The organism is Actinomadura rubrobrunea NBRC 15275, assembly GCF_001552235.1.
Classification (GTDB): domain Bacteria; phylum Actinomycetota; class Actinomycetes; order Streptosporangiales; family Streptosporangiaceae; genus Spirillospora; species Spirillospora viridilutea.
Genome location: NZ_BCQU01000014.1, coordinates 1 through 18,204, shown reverse-complemented (window position 1 = coordinate 18,204; position 18,204 = coordinate 1). Strand labels below are relative to the sequence as shown.

General features: G+C 74.3%; 10 protein-coding genes and 1 riboswitch. Of the genes, 7 read left to right on the top strand and 3 right to left on the bottom strand.

From position 1 onward, the window contains the following. Positions 1 to 65: 65 nt before the first annotated feature. The gene (locus AR3_RS06310; RefSeq protein WP_067909870.1) at positions 66 to 1,028 is read left to right on the top strand and encodes a quinone oxidoreductase family protein; all 963 of its coding nucleotides are present in this window, start codon (positions 66 to 68) and stop codon (positions 1,026 to 1,028) included. 171 nt (positions 1,029 to 1,199) lie between these two features. Continuing rightward, complete coding sequence (locus tag AR3_RS06305) at positions 1,200 to 2,924, top strand: serine/threonine-protein kinase (protein WP_067909867.1); 1,725 nt, start codon at positions 1,200 to 1,202, stop codon at positions 2,922 to 2,924. A 44-nt stretch (positions 2,925 to 2,968) separates the two neighbouring features. On the opposite strand, the gene AR3_RS06300 is transcribed toward AR3_RS06305, so the two are convergent. Beyond that, positions 2,969 to 3,976: an alpha/beta hydrolase gene (locus AR3_RS06300; RefSeq protein WP_067909864.1), complete on the bottom strand. Its 1,008-nt coding sequence runs from the start codon at positions 3,974 to 3,976 to the stop codon at positions 2,969 to 2,971. Positions 3,977 to 4,103: 127 nt separating this feature from the next. Here AR3_RS06300 and AR3_RS06295 point away from each other — a divergent pair, with 127 nt between their 5' ends. Beyond that, entirely contained in the window at positions 4,104 to 5,504 is a 1,401-nt protein-coding gene (locus AR3_RS06295; RefSeq protein ID WP_217998472.1) for an amino acid permease, read from the top strand. 42 nt (positions 5,505 to 5,546) lie between these two features. Then, entirely contained in the window at positions 5,547 to 7,559 is a 2,013-nt protein-coding gene (locus AR3_RS31580) for a serine/threonine-protein kinase (protein WP_176579567.1), read from the top strand. Positions 7,560 to 7,590: 31 nt separating this feature from the next. Here AR3_RS31580 and cobN read toward each other — a convergent pair whose 3' ends face one another. Further along, a complete protein-coding gene (cobN, locus tag AR3_RS06285) occupies positions 7,591 to 11,244 on the bottom strand; it encodes a cobaltochelatase subunit CobN (protein ID WP_067909855.1) in 3,654 nt (1,217 codons plus the stop codon). Between the two features lie 59 nt (positions 11,245 to 11,303). Next, a riboswitch (cobalamin riboswitch) is annotated at positions 11,304 to 11,491 on the bottom strand. Positions 11,492 to 11,674: 183 nt separating this feature from the next. Here cobN and AR3_RS06280 point away from each other — a divergent pair. Then, the gene (locus AR3_RS06280) at positions 11,675 to 13,471 is read left to right on the top strand and encodes an alkaline phosphatase family protein (RefSeq protein WP_067909852.1); all 1,797 of its coding nucleotides are present in this window, start codon (positions 11,675 to 11,677) and stop codon (positions 13,469 to 13,471) included. Positions 13,472 to 13,584: 113 nt separating this feature from the next. Further along, positions 13,585 to 14,061 (top strand): general stress protein, encoded by a 477-nt coding sequence (locus AR3_RS06275; protein WP_067909849.1) that lies wholly within the window; start codon positions 13,585 to 13,587, stop codon positions 14,059 to 14,061. Between the two features lie 8 nt (positions 14,062 to 14,069). Here AR3_RS06275 and AR3_RS06270 read toward each other — a convergent pair whose 3' ends face one another. Next, positions 14,070 to 14,708 carry a LysE family translocator gene (locus AR3_RS06270; RefSeq protein ID WP_067909846.1) on the bottom strand — a complete coding sequence of 213 codons (639 nt, stop codon included), beginning with the start codon at positions 14,706 to 14,708 and terminating at the stop codon, positions 14,070 to 14,072. A 188-nt stretch (positions 14,709 to 14,896) separates the two neighbouring features. On the opposite strand from AR3_RS06270, the gene AR3_RS06265 reads away from it, so the two are divergent. Next, a complete protein-coding gene (locus tag AR3_RS06265; protein ID WP_083950998.1) occupies positions 14,897 to 18,121 on the top strand; it encodes an ATP-binding protein in 3,225 nt (1,074 codons plus the stop codon). Positions 18,122 to 18,204: the final 83 nt, after the last annotated feature.

Below are 18,204 nucleotides of genomic sequence, written 5' to 3'. Positions count from 1 at the left end.
ATGATTCCGGTCCCCGTCCGCGTTGGGGATGCACAGTCGACCTGAGAGAGGACGAGAACAACGACATGCGCGCGATCGTCGTCAACCGCAACGGCGGGCCCGAGGTGCTGGAGTTCACCGAACGCGAGGACCCCGCGCCGGGGCCCGGCGAGGTGCTGATCGACCTGGCCGCGAGCGGCGTCAACTACATCGACGTGTACTTCCGGACGGGCTCCTACCCTCAGCCGACGCCGTACGTGCCGGGCGTGGAGGGGGCCGGCACGGTCGCCGCGGTCGGCGAGGGCGTGACCGGCGTCGCCCCGGGCGACCGCGTGGCCTGGCAGGGCGTGCAGGGCTCCTACGCCCAGCGCGCCGCGGTGCCCGCCGACAAGGTCGTCCCCGTGCCCGACGACGTGAGCCTGGAGGACGCGGCGGCGTCCCTGCTCCAGGGCATGACGGCGCACTACCTGACGCATTCCACCTACGCCGTGCAGCCGGGCGACACCGTGCTGGTGCACGCGGCCGCGGGCGGCATGGGGCTGCTGCTCACCCAGATCGCCAAGCTGCGCGGCGCCCGCGTGATCGGCACGGTGTCGACGCCGGAGAAGGAGCGGCTGGCCCGCGAGGCGGGCGCCGACGAGGTCGTGGGCTACGACGACTTCGCGTCCGAGGTGCGGCGGCTGACCGGCGGCGAGGGAGTCGCCGTGGTGTACGACGGCGTGGGCGCCGCGACGTTCGACGGCAGCCTGGACAGCCTGCGTCCCCGCGGGACGCTGGCGCTGTACGGGGCCGCCAGCGGCAAGGTCCCGCCGTTCGACCCGCAGCGCCTCAACGCCGCCGGGTCGGTGTTCCTCACGCGGCCGAACCTGGCCCACCACACCCTGACGCGCGACGAGCTGTTGGAACGCTCCTCGGCCGTCTTCACCTGGGTCGCCAAGGGCGAGGTGCGCCTGCACATCGGTCACCGCTACGACCTGGCCGACGCCCGCCGCGCCCACGAGGACCTGGAAGGACGCCGCACCACCGGCAAGCTCCTGCTGCTGCCCTGAGCGCCGCGGACCCCCGTCGTCCCGGCCGGACCGGCGCCGCCGGCCGGGACGCCCTCGGGGGCCCGCCGCGGCGGCGGGCCCCCGAGGGCGTCCGGGTGGCCCGCATTGAGGGTCCCGGTCCCACTAGGGTGGGGTTCCACCAGTTGTCTCATCGATCCCCCCAGGACCAGGATGACCACGCACGCGGGAGAGAACGCCGATTCCCTGCAGCCCGACGACCCCCGGGAGCTCGGCCCGTACCGGCTGCTCGCCCGGCTCGGCCGGGGCGGTATGGGGACCGTCTACCTCGGCGAGCACTCCGCGGAGTCCGGGTCGGGTCGCCGGGTCGCCGTCAAGGTGATCAACCGTGAGCTCGCCAGCGAGGCGGCGTTCCGCGAGCGGTTCCGGCGGGAGGTGACCGCCGCCCGCCAGGTGCGCCGCTTCTGCACCGCGCCGGTGCTCGACGCCGAGCTGGACCGCGATCCGCTGTACGTCGTCACCGAGTACATCGAGGGCCCCAGCCTGGAGCGGGCGGTGGCCGAGCGGGGCCCGCTGCCCGGCTCCGACCTGGAGGGTCTGGCGGTGGGCGTGGCGACCGCGCTGGCCGCGATCCACGGCGCGGGCATCGTGCACCGCGACCTCAAGCCCGCCAACGTGCTGCTGTCGCCGACCGGTCCGCGCGTGATCGACTTCGGCATCGCCCGGGCGCTGGACGCCGCGGACGGCCCGACCCGCACCGGCCAGTTCGTCGGCACGCCCAACTACCTGGCGCCCGAACTGCTGCGCGGCGAGCCGGTCACGCCCGCCTCGGACGTGTTCTCTTGGGGCTGCGTGGTGGCGTTCGCGGGCACCGGGCGGCCCCCGTTCGCGGGCAGCACGGTCCCGGAGATCTTCTACAAGGTGGCGCACGAGGCGCCGCAGCTGGACGGGCTCGACCCGTCGCTGCGCGAGCTGGTGGCCGCCGCCCTCGACAAGGACCCGAACAACCGCCCGTCCGTCGGGGAGCTGCTGAGCCGCCTGGTCGGCCACACCCAGCCGGACCCGGCGCGGCTCGCCGAGACCGTCCAGGCGACCTGGCACGCGGGCGTCGGCGCGCGGGCCGCGACCGCGCCGCCCCTCGGGCCGACCGCCGGCGCGACCCGCGAGGACACGCCGCCGCCCCCGCCCCCTCTGCGCTTCGCCTCCACGGCGGTGAGAAAGCCGCAGCGCCGTCCGTCCCGCCGCGCGACCCTGCTCACCGTCGGCGCGGGCGTCGCGGCGGTCGCGCTGGGCGCCGCCCTCCTGGCCGCCGTCGTCGGCGGCGACTCCCCGCCCGAGGACCTCGCCACCGTCTTCAGCGACGACTTCAGCAACTCCAACTCCGGCTGGGGCGGCGGGACGTACACGCTGTCGAACGGGTACACGAACGAGGGCAAGTACCGGATGGACGCCGACTTCGGCACCCAGCTCCGCGAGCGGTACGCGCCCAAGGAGGGCAAGGACATGCCCGCGCGGGTGCTGGTCAGCGTGACGGGGACGCTCGTCGAGGGCCAGGACGACGCCCAGTACGGCCTGTCCTGCCGGTCCACCGACGACGGCGAGCGCGAGTACCTGTTCCTGGTCCGCAAGGACGGCAAGGGCGGCCTGCTGCGCAAGAAGGCCGGGGACCTCGGCAGCAAGGAGCTGGTGACCCTGGAGTCGACGCCGGTCGAGAAGGACGGCCCCAACCGGCTGCAGATCGCCTGCGAGGAGCAGGACAAGGGCAAGAAGGTGCGGCTGCGGCTGTGGGTCAACGGCGACCAGGTGATCGACCAGACCGACGGCGACCAGCCGCTGCCCAACGGCTGGGCCGGGATCGCGGTGCAGCGCGGCGCCAACGCCGCGCAGAAGGCGATCGCCGACTTCGACGACTTCGACCTGTCGCGGATCGACGGGTGACCGGCCGCTCGGGCGGGTGATCGCGGGCGACCGCGGGCCGGCCGTCAGGAGCCGCCCGCGGCCGCATCCGCCGCGTCCGCGGCGTCCGCGGCGTCCGCGGCGGGCGGCAGGTGGCCCGCCAGCCAGCGGGCCAGCTCGGCGAAGACCCGGTCGCGGACGGGCTCGGCGGACAGCACCACGTCGTGCACCGCGCCGTCGACCCGCACGAGCGTGACGTGCCGTCCCAGCCGGGGCGCCCAGCGGGCCATGTGCTCGACGTCCAGGACGGTGTCGGCGCCGGACAGGCCGGCCGCCCCCGGCTTGGGGCGCACGCTGCGGGCCGAGGTCATCACCAGGACGGGCACGTCGATGTCGAGGCCGCGGTGCACGCGCCGCTGGCCGCGGCGGACGGCCGCCAGCCACCCCGCCCGGACCGGGAAGCCCTCGATGGGCTTCCAGGCCAGGTCGAAGTCCCACTCGCCGTCGTGGTCGGCGTGGATGCTGCGCGGGTACAGGTCCGACACGCCCGCGGGCAGCTTGGCCTTCGGGAACCGCGCGGCCAGCGCGCGGGCGATGCCGGCGCCGAGCTTGCGCAGCGGCAGCGGTTCGTTGATGTCCAGGAACGGGCTGTTGAGGAACAGGGCGTCGACCAGGCCCTTGCCGCGCACCCGGTCGGCCCACAGCACGGCGATCAGCCCGCCGGTGGAGTGGCCGTTGAGCAGCAGGACCTCGTGGTCGTCCTCGTCCCGGACGATCCGGACCGCCGCGTCGATCTCCGGGAAGTGCTCGGTCAGGCTGCGCACGAAGTTCGGCGTCTGGTGGGGGCGCAGCGACCGCCCGTACTTGCGCAGGTCGAGGGCGTAGAAGTCGAAGCCCTGCGCGAGGTAGAAGTCGGCCAGGTGCCGCTGGAAGAAGTAGTCGATGAACCCGTGCACGTAGAGCACGGCACGGCGGCACGGACGCTCGCCGCGGCGCCGGACCAGCGTGGCCACGACCTCGCCTTCGGCGTCGCGGCCCATGGGCAGTTCGATGGCCTCGTACTCGGGGCCCAGCACGTCGGGCGTCGGTTGCATGGGCACAGCGTACGGCCGAGTCCGGTACAGCCCGGAATGCCGTTTACTGTCGGACCGGAACAGGGGCCCAACCACTAGGGTGGGGTCGTCCCATGGCCGCCGATCGATTGGACGGGAACGACCAGGCATGTCCGAAACCCTGCGCACCGGCCTGCGCCGACGCCATATGACCATGCTCGCCATCGGCGGCGCCGTGGGAGCGGGACTGTTCGTGGGCAGCGGCGCGGTGATCAAGACGGCGGGTCCCGCGGCGGTGCTGTCGTACGCGGCGGCCGGACTGCTGGTGCTGTGCGTGCTGCGCGCACTGGGCGAGATGGTGGTGGCGCGCCCGGTGGCCGGTTCCCTCGCCGAGTACGCGCGGATGGCGCTCGGCCCGTGGGCGGGCTTCACGATCGGCTGGCTGTACTGGTACCTCTACGTGGTCCTCGTCGGCGCGGAGGCGGTCGCGGGCGCGGCGATCCTCGGCGAGTGGATCCCCTTGCCGCAGTGGACGCTGGCCGCGGCGCTGCTGGTGGTGATGACCTGCGTCAACCTGGTGTCGGTCCGCTCGTTCGGGGAGTTCGAGTTCTGGTTCGCCTCGATCAAGGTCGCCGCGATCGCGGTCTTCGTCGTCCTCGGCGGGCTGTACGTGGCGGGGCTGTGGCCCGACGCGCCCGGCGGCGCGGCCGCCCTGACCGCGCACGGCGGGTTCCTGCCGAACGGGCCCGCCTCGGTGTTCACCGCGATCGTGGCCGTGATGTTCGCGTTCGGCGGCACCGAGATCCCCACCATCGCCGCCGCCGAGAGCAGCGAGCCGGGACGCGCCGTCGCCCGCGCCACCGGCAACGTGCTGTATCGGGTCGCGCTGTTCTACGTGCTGTCGATCCTGCTGGTGGTGTCGATCCTGCCGTGGAACGACGCCCGGGTCCTGACCAGCCCGTTCGTCAGCACCCTCGACCATCTCGGGGTCCCCGCGGCGGGCACGCTGATGCAGGCGGTGATCCTCACCGCGGTGCTGTCGGTGCTGAACTCGGCGATCTACGTCTCGTCGCGGATGCTGTACGTCCTGACGCGGGACGGCGACGCCCCGGCCGCGCTGGTCCGGCTCAACCGGCGCGGCGTGCCCGTGCGGGCGATCCTGCTCGGCACCGTCGCCGCGTGGGGCGCGGTGGTCGCCTCGTACGTCTCGCCGGACGCCGTCTTCAAGTTCCTGATGAACTCGATCGGGGTCATCCTGGCGTTCGTGTACCTGTCGATCATGGTCTCCCAGCTGCGCCTGCGCGCCCGGCTGGAGCGGGAGGACCCCGGCAGCCTCACCTACCGGATGTGGGGCCACCCGTACCTGACGTGGCTGGTCATCGGCGCCCTGCTGCTGGTGCTGGCGTCGATGGCCTTCATGCCGGAGCAGCGCTCGCAGCTCCTCGCCTCCGCTCTCAGCCTCGCGGTGGCGGCCGCCGCGTACCCGCTGCGCCGCCGCTACGGCAGGACCCCGCCGGTGACCGAGGTCCGAACTCTCGACCACAATGCGCCATTTGCCGGAAATAAGTGAACGTAACGGCCGCGTCCTCCGTCTCACAGTGTGGGAGGACACATGCCGACGGCTCCGCTTGGGCCCGACGACCCTGAACGCCTCGGCCGCTATCGCCTCATCGGCAGGATCGGCCGGGGCGGCATGGGCACCGTCTTCCTCGGTCTGACCGACGAGGACAGCCGGGTCGCCATCAAAGTCATCAATCCGGAACTCTCCGAGGACGCCGCGTTCCGCGAGCGGTTCCGGCGCGAGGTGACCGCCGCGCGCCGGGTGCGCCGCTTCTGCACGGCGGCGGTCCTGGACGCCCGCCTGGACGGCGAGCCGCTGTACGTGGTCACCGAGTACGTCGACGGCCCGACCCTCGCCCAGGCCGTCCGCGAGCACGGCCCGCTGCGCGGAGGCGCCCTGGACGGCCTGGCGGTCAACATCGCCACCGCGCTCGGCGCCATTCACGGCGCCGGCGTGGTGCACCGCGACCTCACACCGTCCAACGTGCTGCTGTCGTCCACCGGCCCGCGGGTCATCGACTTCGGCATCGCGCACGCGCTGGACGCGGCGGACGGCCCGACCCGCACCGGCCAGGTCGTGGGCACGCCCGCGTACGTCGCGCCCGAACTGATGCGGGGCGGCCCCGTCACCCCCGCCGCCGACGTCTTCTCCTGGGGGTGCGTGATCGCGTACGCCGGCACCGGCCGCGCCCCGTTCACCGGGTCCAACGTCCACGAGATCATGCACCGCGTCCTCACCGCCCCGCCGTCGGTGGACGCCCTGGACCCGGCCCTCCGCCCCCTGGTGATCCGCGCCCTGGCCAAAGACCCCGCCGACCGCCCCGACACCACGGACCTCCTCCGGGCCCTGACCGACCACCACCCCCCGGACACCGAGAGGCCCCGCGACGAGACCGGACCGCCCGCCGGACGACGACCACCACCGACTGAGCGAATATCGGCGCTCATACCCCCCGCACAGGCACCCGCGGAGGCCCCGACTACCGCGACGTCAGGGCACCAGACACTGCCTCAGAAACTGACCGGACCGCCGGCCGAGCGGCGCCCGTCGGCTGAGCGAAGGGCGGCGCCCACACCGCCCAGACAGGCAGCCACGGAGGCGCTCACCGCCGAGACCGCGCGGGACCAGACAATGCGTCAGGAGACATCCCGCGACGAAAACGCACTCTCGGCCGAACAAGCGCCCGCCCTACAACCACCGTCCGCTGAACAGCGGCTGCCGCAGACACAGGCAGCCGCAGAGGCGACCACCGCCGAGACGTCGTGGCAGCAGACATCGTGGCAGCAGACGTCGTGGCAGCAGACATCGCATCAGGAGAAGCCCCACGCGGCGGCCGCGGAGGCGCGACGGGGCATAAGCGCCCGGAGGCGCACCCTGCTGATCCGGCTGGCGACGTTCGCGGTGATCGGCGCCGTGCTGGGCGTCCAGCAGATGCTGCCGGACGACGGCGGCCTGGAGGCGTCCGCCGACGACCCGCCGGAATCGGCGGCGACCCTGGTGAAGGACGACTTCGACCACCCGTCCGGCGGCTGGAAGGCCGGTCCGGACGGGTGCGGAGAGTTCCGCGACGACGAATACGTCTTGGACATCGCGCCGCGCGCCGGGGCCGCGCAGACGTGCCGGGCCTCCACGGCCATGCCGTCGCCCCAGCACGGGCTCGTGGACGTGCGGGTCAGGCTGTCGGCGGGGCCGAGCGGCGTCGGCTGGGCGGCGGGCGTGCACCTGCTGGCCGACGGCGACGACCGGTACGACATCGTGCTGCGCCCGGACGGCACGGCCCGGCTGCGCAAGGTCGTCGACGGCGCGGCGGCCGAGCTGGCCTCCGGCCCGGTCCCCGACTTCGAACTGGACGACGCCGACCGGATGCAGGCCGAACTGGACCTGCGCGGCGGCGTCCCGCGCATCGCGCTGTGGGTCAACGGCGACCCGATCTTCGAGTACACCGACCGGCGCGACCCGCTGCTCCAGGGCACGACCGGGCTGGTCCTGGACGACGCCGGGACGAGCGAGCGGGTCACGGCCGTCTTCGACGACTTCGCCCTCTGCCAGGCCAAGGACGCCTGACCTGCCCAGACCACGGGCTAGTACAGAACAGCTAGTCGTCGTCCTCGGCCTCCAGGTCGCCTTCCAACCGCAGGTAGGTCTGCCGGAGGCGGTCGAGGGTCTCGGGGTCGGGCGCGGCCCACAGGCCGCGGTCGGCGGCCTCCAGGAGGCGTTCGGTGATGCCGCGCAGCGCCCACGGGTTCGACTGCTCCATGAACGCGCTGGTCTCGGCGTCGAAGACGTACTCCTCGGCCAGCCGCTCGTACATCCAGTCGTCGACGACGCCGGCGGTGGCGTCGTACCCGAACAGGTAGTCCACGGTGGCGGCCAGCTCGAACGCGCCCTTGTAGCCGTGCCGCCGCATCGCGGCGATCCAGCGGGGGTTGACCACGCGGGCCCGGAAGACGCGGTGGGTCTCCTCGGCGAGGGTGCGGGTCTTCACCTGGTCGGGAAGCGCTGAGTCGCCGACGTAGGCCGCGGGGTTGCGGCCGGTCAGGGACCGCACCATGGCGACCATGCCGCCGTGGTACTGGAAGTAGTCGTCGGAGTCGACGATGTCGTGCTCGCGGGTGTCCTGGTTCTTGGCGGCGACGGCGATGCGGCGGAACGCGGACTCCATGTCGGCGCGGGCCTCCCGGCCGTCCAGCCCGCGGCCGTAGGCGTAGCCGCCCCACACCGCGTACACCTCGGCCAGGTCGGAGTCGTCGCGCCAGTTGCGGGCGTCGATGAGGGGCAGCAGCCCGGCGCCGTACGCGCCGGGCTTGGAGCCGAAGATGCGGGTGGTGGCGCGGCGCCAGTCGCCGTGCGCGGCCCGGTCCTCCAGGGCGTGCCGCCGGACGAAGTTGCGGTCGACGGGCTCCTCCAGCGCGGCGACCGCGCCGATGGCGTCGTCGAGCAGCGTGATGACGTGCGGGAACGCGTCGCGGAAGAACCCGGAGACGCGCAGCGTGACGTCGATGCGGGGACGGCCCAGCTCCTCCAGCGGGACGATCTCGAACCCGGTGACGCGGCGGGAGGCGTCGTCCCACACCGGGCGGCAGCCGATGAGCGCCAGCACCTCGGCGATGTCGTCGCCCTGGGTGCGCATGGCGCTGGTGCCCCACACGGTCAGGCCCACGCCGGCCGGGTACTCGCCGGTGTCGTCCAAGTGCCGTCGGATCAGCGAGTCGGCCAGCGCGACCCCCACCTCCCAGGAGTTGCGGGACGGGATCGCCTTGGGGTCGACCGAGTAGAAGTTGCGGCCGGTCGGCAGCACGTTGACCAGCCCGCGGGTGGGCGAGCCGGACGGCCCGGCGGGCACGTATCCGCCGGACAGGGCGTGCAGCACCGCGCCGATCTCGTTCCGCGTGGCCGCCAGCCGCGGCACCACCTCGGTCGCGGCGAACTCCAGCAGCCGGACGACGCCGTCGATCTCGCGGCCGAGGGCGTCCCGGCAGACGGCGGCGGCCTGCGCCGCGTCCCAGCCGCGCTCCTCCATGCCTTCGACGAGGCGGCGGGCGAGGGACTCCAGCACGTCGACGGCGTCGGAGGCGGTGCGGGCGCGCGTCCCGGCGACGTCGGCGTCCACCCGCGCGCCGGGCTCGGCGAGCAGCGCCTTCTCGTCCAGGCCGTGCTCGGCGGCGAGCGCCGACCGCAGGCCCGGCATGGCGCCGGCGACGCCGCCCCACACCTGGGCGGCGCGCAGCACGGCCAGCACGAGGTTGACCCGGGGCGCGCCGACCGGCTCCTGGCCGAGGATGTGCAGGCCGTCGCGGATCTGCACGTCCTTGACCTCGCACAGGTAGCCGTCGATGTGCAGGATGAAGTCGTCGAACTCGTCCTCGCCCGGCATCTCCTCCTGGTGCAGGTCGTGGTGCAGCTGCGCGGCCTGCACGAGCGTCCAGATCTGGGCGCGCACCGCGGGGAGCTTGGCCGGGTCCAGTTCGGCGACGGTGGCGTACTCGTCGAGCAGCTGCTCCAGCTTGGCCAGGTCGCCGTAGGTCTCGGCGCGCGCCATCGGCGGGACGAGGTGGTCGACGACGGTGGCGTGGCCGCGGCGCTTGGCCTGCGTGCCCTCGCCGGGGTCGTTGACGATGAACGGGTAGACGAGCGGGACGCCGCCCAGCACGGCGTCCGGCGCGCATTCGGCCGACAGCCCGAGCCCCTTGCCGGGCAGCCATTCGAGCGTGCCGTGCTTGCCGAGGTGCACGATCGCGTCGGCCTGGAACTCCTCGTCCAGCCAGCGGTAGGCGGCCAGGTAGTGGTGGGACGGCGGCAGGTCGGGGTCGTGGTAGATCGCCACCGGGTTCTCGCCGAAGCCGCGCGGCGGCTGGATCATCAGCACGACGTTGCCGAACCGCAGCGCCGCCAGGACGATGTCGTCGCCGTCCACGTACAGCTCGCCGGGCGGATCGCCCCAGTGCGCGCGGATGCGCTCGCGCAGCGGCTCCGGCAGCGCCTCGAACCAGCGCAGGTAGGCGTCGAGGGGCACCCGGGCGGGGGCGTTGCGCAGTTGCTCCTCGGTGAGCCACTCCACGTCGTGGCCGCCGGCCTCGATCAGCGCGTGGATGAGGGCGTCGCCCGAGTCGGGATCGCTCCAGTAGGCGTCGTCGTCGCCGAGCCGGTAGCCCGCGGCGGCCATCGCGCGCAGCAGCCGCACGGCCGAGGTGGGCGTGTCGAGTCCGACGGCGTTGCCGACGCGCGAGTGCTTGGTCGGGTACGACGACAGGACGATCGCGACGCGTTTGCGGTCGTTCGGCACGTGTCGCAGGCGGGCGTGCCGCACGGCGATCCCGGCGACGCGGGCGGCGCGCTCCGGGTCGGCCGCGTACACGGGGATGCCGTCCGGCCCTTCCTCCTTGAAGGAGAACGGCACGGAGATGAGGCGTCCGTCGAACTCGGGGATCGCGACCTGCATGGCCGCGTCCATCGGCGACAGCGCCCCGTCCGACTCCTCCCAGGCGGCGCGGGGCGTGGTCAGGCACAGGCCCTGGACGACGGGCACGTCCAGGGCGGCCAGCGCGCCGACGTCCCAGGAGTCCTCCTCGCCGCCCGCGCTCGCCCGGGACGCGACCGCGCCGCCCGCCGCCAGCACCGTGGCGACCAGCGCGTCGGCCTGCTCGAGGAGGTCAAGCAGGCCCGGGTCGGCTCCGCGCAGCGACCCGCAGAACACCGGCAGCGCGTTGGCCCCCTGCTCCTCGATCTGCCGGCACAGGACGTCGACGAACGCGGTGTTGCCCGACAGCTCGTGGGCGCGGTAGAAGACGACGCCGACCGTGGGCTTGGCCGGGTCGAGTTCATACGACCCGTGCACCCCGTACGCCGGCGTCGGGACGGGCGGCGCGAAGCCCTCGCCCGTCAGCAGCACGGTGTCGGAGAGGAACCGCGCCAGCTCCCTGAGGTTGGCGACGCCGCCCTCCCGCAGGTAGCCCAGCGCCTCCGCGGCCACCCCGGCGGGGACGGTGGACAGCGCCATCAGCTCGGCGTCCGGGTCGGCCTCGCCGCCGAGGAAGACCACGGGCAGGTCGCCGCGCCGCAGCCGCTCCACCCCCTCCGGCCAGGTCTTGCGGCCGCCCAGCAGCCGGACGACGGCGACGTCGGCGTCCTCGGCGAGCCGGTCGACGGCGTCGGCGTCGAGCCGCATCGGGTTGGCCGTCACGTAGCCCGCGTCGGCCGCGCGGGCGGCGAGCAGCTCGGTGTCGGCGGTGGACAGCAGCAGAACACGCATCGGCAGGGCCTCCTCCGGGGTCCGCGCCCCGGCTCGGTGACGAGGTCGACGACGGCGCGGAGTCTCCTGGCTCCCGGATCGTCGTCTCGGCCTCCGGCCTTCCAGCGTGTCCGGCCAGGGACGACACCCTGGCCGTGAGGCGATCCTCCCTTCACCGCGAACGCCTCATCCGACGCCGTGGCCCTGCGTGGAGGCGGACTCCCCGGTCACAGTTGCGGGACAGCCCCGGATTCGCACCGGGTTCCTCCCCTGCCGTCGGCCGTCATCGTAGCTTCCAGCAGGGGCCCGCACGGCGGGCGCGTCCGACGGCGTCGGCGCGGCTGAACCGGTCCGGCGGGGGTGCCGTACACAGGATGGGCAGCGCGGACCGGTTTCCCTGCGGGCCGGCATGCGCAGACACTGATCAGCATTGCTTGGCTTGGGAGGCCCCTTGTCCCTCTTCACGCGTTCTCCCCGGGGACCGGAGACGCCGGCCGACGACGGCGCTGCGCCGGGCGAAGGCGCCGCCGCGGACGGCAAGGACGGCGGCCGTGCTCAAGGCGCGGGCGACGGCGAACACCGGGGCACGGCGGGGTGGCTCCGACGGCACCGCGTCGTTCCGCGGACCGTCACCGTCCTGGCGTTCCTGCTCGTCGCGTTCGCCCTGCTCACGCCGAACCGGCTGAGCGAGATCACCCCCGGCGCGTTCGCCCGCGTGCCGATCGAGGGGGTGCTCGGCGTGGTCGTCGTGCTGGCCCTGCGCGGGCGGGCCCGGCGGATCGCGGCGGGGTGCGGCGGCGCCGCGCTGGGCGCGCTGCTCGTGGTGAAGATCGTCGACATGGGCTTCTACCAGGTGCTGGTCCGCCCGTGGGATCCGGTGCTGGACTGGGCCTTCCTCGAGGCGGGCCTGGAGTTCGTCACCGGGGAGCACGGCGGCGCGAGCGCCGTCGCGTTGGCGGCGGGCGCGGCGGCGCTGGCGGTCGGCGTGATCGTCGTCATGGCGCTGGCCGCGATGCGGCTCGCGGGCGTCGCGGCCCGGCACGACGTCCTGGCGGCCCGCGCCGTCGTGGTGCTGTGGGCGGTGTGGAGCGTCGGCGCCGTGTTCGGCGCGCAGCTCGTCCCGGGGGTCCCGGTCGCGTCGTCGAACACCGCCAAGCTCGCCTACAGCCGCGCGCTCAAGGTGCGCAGGGGCCTGCACGACAAGGAGGTGTTCGCCCGGCAGGCGGCCGTGGACGACTTCCGCGCCACGCCGGGCGACAAGCTGCTGACCGGCCTGCGCGGCAAGGACGTGGTGATCGCCTTCGTCGAGAGCTACGGCCGCGACGCCGTGGAGGACCCGCAGTTCTCCGCCCAGGTCGGCGCGGTGCTCGACGCGGGCGGGGAACGCCTGCGCAAGGCCGGCTTCCACGCGCGCAGCGGCTGGCTCACCTCCTCCACGATGGGCGGGGGGAGCTGGCTGGCCCACGCCACGCTGCTGTCCGGCCTGTGGATCGACAACCAGCAGCGGTACCAGAACCTGGTCGCCACCGACCGGCTGACGCTCAACCGCGCCTTCGGCCGGGCGGGCTGGCGGACCGTCGGCCTCATGCCCGCCATCACCCGGGCCTGGCCGGAGGGCCGGTTCTTCGGCTACGACCAGATCTACGACTACCGCACCCTCGGGTACCGCGGGCCGCGCTGGGCGTACGCGACCATGCCCGACCAGTACACGCTGTCGTTCTTCCAACGCGTCGAGCGCGAGCGCGAGGGGCGCACGACGCCGGTCATGGCCGAGATCGAGCTGGTGTCCAGCCACGCCCCCTGGGCCGCCATCCCGCGCCTGGTCGACTGGAAGCAGGTCGGGGACGGCTCGATCTTCCACGCCCAGGGCGGGGTGAGCCTGAAGGCCGCCAAGTGGCCGCCCAACGACAAGATCCGCGGCGAGTACCGCAAGTCGATCGAGTACACGCTGAGCACGCTGATCTCGTACGTGGAGACCTACGGCGACGACGACCTGGTGCTGGTCTTCCTCGGCGACCACCAGCCCGCGCCGACGATCACCGGGGAGGACGCGAGCCGCGACGTCCCCGTCACGATCGTGGCCCGCGACCGCGAGGTCCTCGACCGGATCTCGGACTGGGGCTGGCAGGACGGCCTCAAGCCGGGGCGCCGGTCCCCCGTCTGGCGGATGAGCGACTTCCGCGACCGCTTCCTGACCGCCTTCGGCTCGCAGCCCGTCCGCGCCCAGTCCCAGGCCAACCCGCGCTGACCGCCGCCGAGACGCGGAAGGCCATGGCCGCGGGCCGTTCTCTCCGGACATGTGCGGCATGGGGCGACGTGGGTAGTTCCTGCGGCAACACACCGGAGAGAAGGACGGATGCCATGAACACCCAACCGGTCCCGGACACCGACCGTCCGGTCATCGGGTCGTACCCCACCTACGAGGGCGCCCAGCGGGCGGTGGACTTCCTCTCCGACGAGAAGTTCCCGGTGGAGCGGACGGCCATCATCGGCTCGGACCTGAGGATGGTGGAGACCGTCCTCGGCCGCCTCACCAAGGGCCGCGCCGCTCTGGCCGGCGCCGGGAGCGGCGCCTGGTTCGGCCTCCTGATCGGACTGCTGCTGACGCTGTTCACCGCGAACCACAGCGACGTGCCGCCGCTGCTGGCGGGCGGCATCGTCATCGGGGCGGTGTTCGGCGCGGTGTTCGGCTTCATCGCCCACGCCCTCACCGGCGGGCGCCGCGACTTCGCCTCCCGCAGCCAGATCGTCGCCGCCCGCTACGACGTCGTCGCCGACCCCGAGGTGGCCGAGGAGGCCAAGAACATGCTCATCAAGCTGTCCTGGCGGGAGACCTGACCCCGCGGTCAGTCCGTGCGGCCGGCGGTGGCGACGCTGACGCCGAGGCCGATCATCATGAGGCCCCCGGTGCCGCCGACCGCGGCCAGGCGGCGGGGCGAGCGGGCGAACCAGGCGCGGGCGGTGCCCGCCGCCAGCCCCCACCCGCTGTCGCAGGCCAGCGCGATCGCGACGAAGATCAGTCCGAAGACCGCCATCTGCAGCGGGACGTGACCCTGCTCGGGCCGCGCGAACTGCGGCAGCACGGCGGCGAAGAAGACGAGCGTCTTGGGGTTGGTCACGCCGACGACGAACCCCTGCCACAGCGAGCGCCCGTCGCCCCCGGCGCGGTCGGCGCGCACCAGCGCGTCGTGCAGCGACCGGCGGTGCCGGATCGCCTGCACGCCGAGGAAGACGATGTACGCGGCGCCCGCCAGCTTCAACGCGGTGAACACCACGGCGGACCGCGCCACGACCGACCCGATCCCGAGCGCCACCGCCATGCTCGCCGCCATCGCCCCGAGGGCGTTGCCGACGACGCCGACCAGCGCCGTCCGGCGCCCGTACGCCAGCGCCCGTCCGACGACGAAGAGCACGCTGGGCCCGGGGATCACGATGATGACCGCGGCCATCGCGGAGAACCCCAGGATCTGTTCCATCGACACCATGGCCTCGGACGCTACCGTTCGGCGTCCGCACGACGCACCGCATTAACCGCCCCATCCCGGGCACAGCGCCCGGGCCCGCCCGTGCCTCCCGTCCGGCGGCAGCCGGGGAAATGCGGGCGCAAGGAAATGTCGAAACGGCCGTTACCGTTTTCAGGGGCAGTGAACGCCCTGGAGGACGGCGGCCCATCATGACTTCCACCTTGATCGGCAGGGACCATCCCGCGGCGGTGCTGCGCGCGGAGGTCGACCGCGCGGCGGCCGGCCACGGCGGGCTGGTCCTGGTCGCCGGGGAGGCCGGGATCGGCAAGACCACCCTGGTGACCGAGGCGATGCGGGAGGCGCGGGACAGGGGCGTGCTGGTCCTCGGCGGGTCGTGCTGGGACTCGTCGAGCGCGCCCGGCTACTGGCCGTGGACGCAGGTGGTGCGGGCGCTGCGGCGGTCCGTCGACGCGCGGGAGTGGGCGGCGGCCGAGGAGGCGGCGGGCGGCGGGCTGGCGATGCTGCTGGGCGAGTCGCCCGACGCCGACGCCGACGGCTTCCAGGTGTACGACGCGGTGACCAGCGCGCTGGTGGCGGCGTCGCAGCGGCGGCCGGTCGCCGTCGCGCTGGACGACCTGCACTGGGCGGACGCCGCGTCGGTGCGGCTGCTGGAGTTCGTGGCGCAGCACACCTGGTTCGAGCGGCTGCTGCTGGTCGGCACGTACCGCGACGTCGAGGTGGAGTGGGAGGGGCACCCGCTGCGCTCCGTGCTGCCGTCGCTGGCGGCCAAGGCCACCGTGGTGACGCTCACCGGTCTGGGCCGCGAGGACGTGGGCCGGCTGATCCGCCGCACGGTCGGCGCGGAACCGGACGACGCCCTGGTCGCCGAGGTGCACCGGCGCACGGGCGGCAACCCCTTCTTCGTCGAGCAGGCGGCCCGGCTGTGGCACAGCGGCGGCACCGTCGACGCGATCGCCCCGGGCGTGCGGGACGCGGTGCGGCGGCGGCTGTCGCTGCTGCCGGACGCGGTGGTGCGGCTGCTGACGTCGGCGGCGGTGCTGGGACGCGAGTTCGACCGGGGCGTGCTGGCCGCGTCGATGGACGAGCCGGTGCCGCGCGTCGAACGGCTGCTGGGGCAGGCGGTCGCCGCCCGTCTCGTCGTCGCGCTGGACGACGGCCGGTTCGCGTTCGCGCACGACCTGGTCCGGGAGACCCTGTACGGGGCGCTCGGGGACGCCGACGCGCGCCGCGCCCACGCCGCGGTGGTGCGCGCCGTCGAGGACGCCCCGGCGCTGGCCGGGCGGATCATGCCCGCCGAGCTGGCGTGGCACGCCTACCTGGCCCGCGACGAGATCGACCCGATGCGGGCGGTGGAGCACCTGCGGGCCGCCGCCCGCGACGCCGGCTCCCGGTTCGCCGCCGAGGAGGCGGCCGAACACCTGCGGCGCGCCCTGGAGCGCGCGCCCGCAGACCGGCGCCGCCTGCGCGCGCTGATCTCCCTGGAACTGGGCCGCCAGCTGGCGCTCGGCGGCGACACGGACGCCGCGTGGCGGGTGTTCGAGGACGCCGCGGCGCTCGCCCGGGAGGCGGACGACACCGCGCTGCTGGCCCGGGTGGCGCTGACCGTCTACCCGTACGAACCGCCCGCCGGGTGGGAGGCGTTCCAGCGGGACCTGCTGGAAGAGGCGCACCGCAGGATGGTGCTGGGAGGCGCCCCCGCGCAGGCGCGGCCGCCGGACGTCCAGCTCGCGCAGGAGCTGTCGGCCGCCGTCGCCCGGCAGGGCCGCGGCGACGACGAGACGCTGCTGTTCGGCCTGTGGGCCCGGCACGACTCCCTGCTGGGCCTCGGCACCGCGGCCGAGCGGCTCGCGCTGATCGAGGAGCTGGCCCGCCTGGCGCGGCGCACCGGCGACACCGAGACGATCTATCTGGCGGCGTCGTTCCGCTGGGTGGCCCTGCTGGAGCGGGGCGATCCGCGATATCTGCGGCATTTCAGCCGGTTCGTGGCCATGACGCGGCACGCCGACGTCGCGATGTGGCGCCTGGCCGTGCACACCGACCAGGGCATCGTCGCCGCGCTGCACGGACGCTTCGCCGAAGCGGACAAGCACCTCGACGCCCTGATGACGAGCCTCCCCCGCGAGAGGGGTTCCCACGTCGGTTACATGACGCTCCACCTCCGGTGGACGCTCCAGCTGCTCCAGGGCAGGTTCGAGGAGCTGGAGGACACGCACCGCGCGCTGTTCGAGCACGGGCACCCCTACGCCGAGCTGCTGGAGGCCATCACCGCCGTGCAGCGCGGCGACACCGGCGCGGCGCTTCGGCACCTGGAGGCCGCGCAGGACCGCGAGGAGCCCTATCCGCCGATCGCCGCACCGCTGTGGCTGCGTTTCCAGGCCCAGACCGCGGCCGCCTCCGGGGATCCGCGGCGGTGCGAACGGGCGCGGGCGGCCCTGCTTCCGTACGCGGGGCAGTGGGCCGTGGCGCTGTACGGCTGCGACGTCGGCGGGCCGATAGACCTGTGGCTGGGCGTGCTCGACGCCGCCCAGGAACGCTGGGACGACGCGATCCGCCGGTTCACCGCCGCCGGGGAGTCGGCCGACCGCCTGTCCGCCCGTCCCTGGGCGGTGGAGGCGCGGCTGCGCCTGGCGGAGGCGCTGCTGGCCCGAGGCGGCGACGGCGACGCGCAGGCGGCGCGCACCCTGCTGGACGAGGTCGCCCGCGAGGCCGCCGAGCTGGGCATGAGGCACGTCACCGCCCGGGTCGCCGAGGTCCGGAGCGCGTCGACTACGTCCAGGGCGGCGAGCGGCCTCTCCGGCGGCGCCGCGGCCGAGGGCCGAGAGGCGGACGGTGGTGCCGGCGCGCCGGAGGGCGGGGCCGCCGGCTCCGAGGGCGTGTTCCGATTCGACGGCGAGGTGTGGACGCTGACGTTCGCGGCCCGCACGGTGCACATGCCGGACGCCAAGGGGCTGCACGACCTGCGGGTGCTGCTCGGATGTCCGGGGACGGAGGTCCCTGCGGTGCGGCTGGCCAACCCCGCGGGCGGCCGGGTCGCGGAGGCGGCGCTGCGCGGCGGCGGCGACCCGGTGCTGGACGACGAGGCCAAGGCCCGGTACCGGCGGCGGCTGCGGCGGCTGGACGAGGAGATCGACCGGGCGGCCGCGCTGGGCGACGACCGCAGGGCCGCCGAGTTCGACCGGGAGCGGGCGGCGCTGCTGGCGGAGCTGCGGGCCGCGGCGGGGCGGGCGGGCCGCGACCGCCGCCTGGGAGACCAGGCCGAGCGGGCGCGCAAGGCGGTCACCGCGCGGATCCGCGACACCCTGCGCCGGCTCGACCGGCGGCATCCGGAGCTGGCCCGGCACCTGCGGGCCTCGATCTCCACCGGGGTCACCTGCGCCTACCGTCCGGACTCCGACGTCGTCTGGCGGCTGTGAGGCGGACTGCGCGAGCACCGGCCGCGAGCGGGCCGCGGCGCGGCGCCCGCCCGCGGGGCGGCGCCGTGCCCCCGCCCCCGTTC

Coding starts and splice junctions, on each gene's coding strand:
- AR3_RS06295 (WP_217998472.1), top strand. CDS start 4,104: ATGTCCGAAACCCTGCGCACCGGCCTGCGCCGACGCCATATGACCATG.
- AR3_RS06305 (WP_067909867.1), top strand. CDS start 1,200: ATGACCACGCACGCGGGAGAGAACGCCGATTCCCTGCAGCCCGACGAC.
- AR3_RS06300 (WP_067909864.1), bottom strand. CDS start 3,976: ATGCAACCGACGCCCGACGTGCTGGGCCCCGAGTACGAGGCCATCGAA.
- AR3_RS06265 (WP_083950998.1), top strand. CDS start 14,897: ATGACTTCCACCTTGATCGGCAGGGACCATCCCGCGGCGGTGCTGCGC.
- cobN (WP_067909855.1), bottom strand. CDS start 11,244: ATGCGTGTTCTGCTGCTGTCCACCGCCGACACCGAGCTGCTCGCCGCC.
- AR3_RS06275 (WP_067909849.1), top strand. CDS start 13,585: ATGAACACCCAACCGGTCCCGGACACCGACCGTCCGGTCATCGGGTCG.
- AR3_RS31580 (WP_176579567.1), top strand. CDS start 5,547: ATGCCGACGGCTCCGCTTGGGCCCGACGACCCTGAACGCCTCGGCCGC.
- AR3_RS06270 (WP_067909846.1), bottom strand. CDS start 14,708: ATGGTGTCGATGGAACAGATCCTGGGGTTCTCCGCGATGGCCGCGGTC.
- AR3_RS06310 (WP_067909870.1), top strand. CDS start 66: ATGCGCGCGATCGTCGTCAACCGCAACGGCGGGCCCGAGGTGCTGGAG.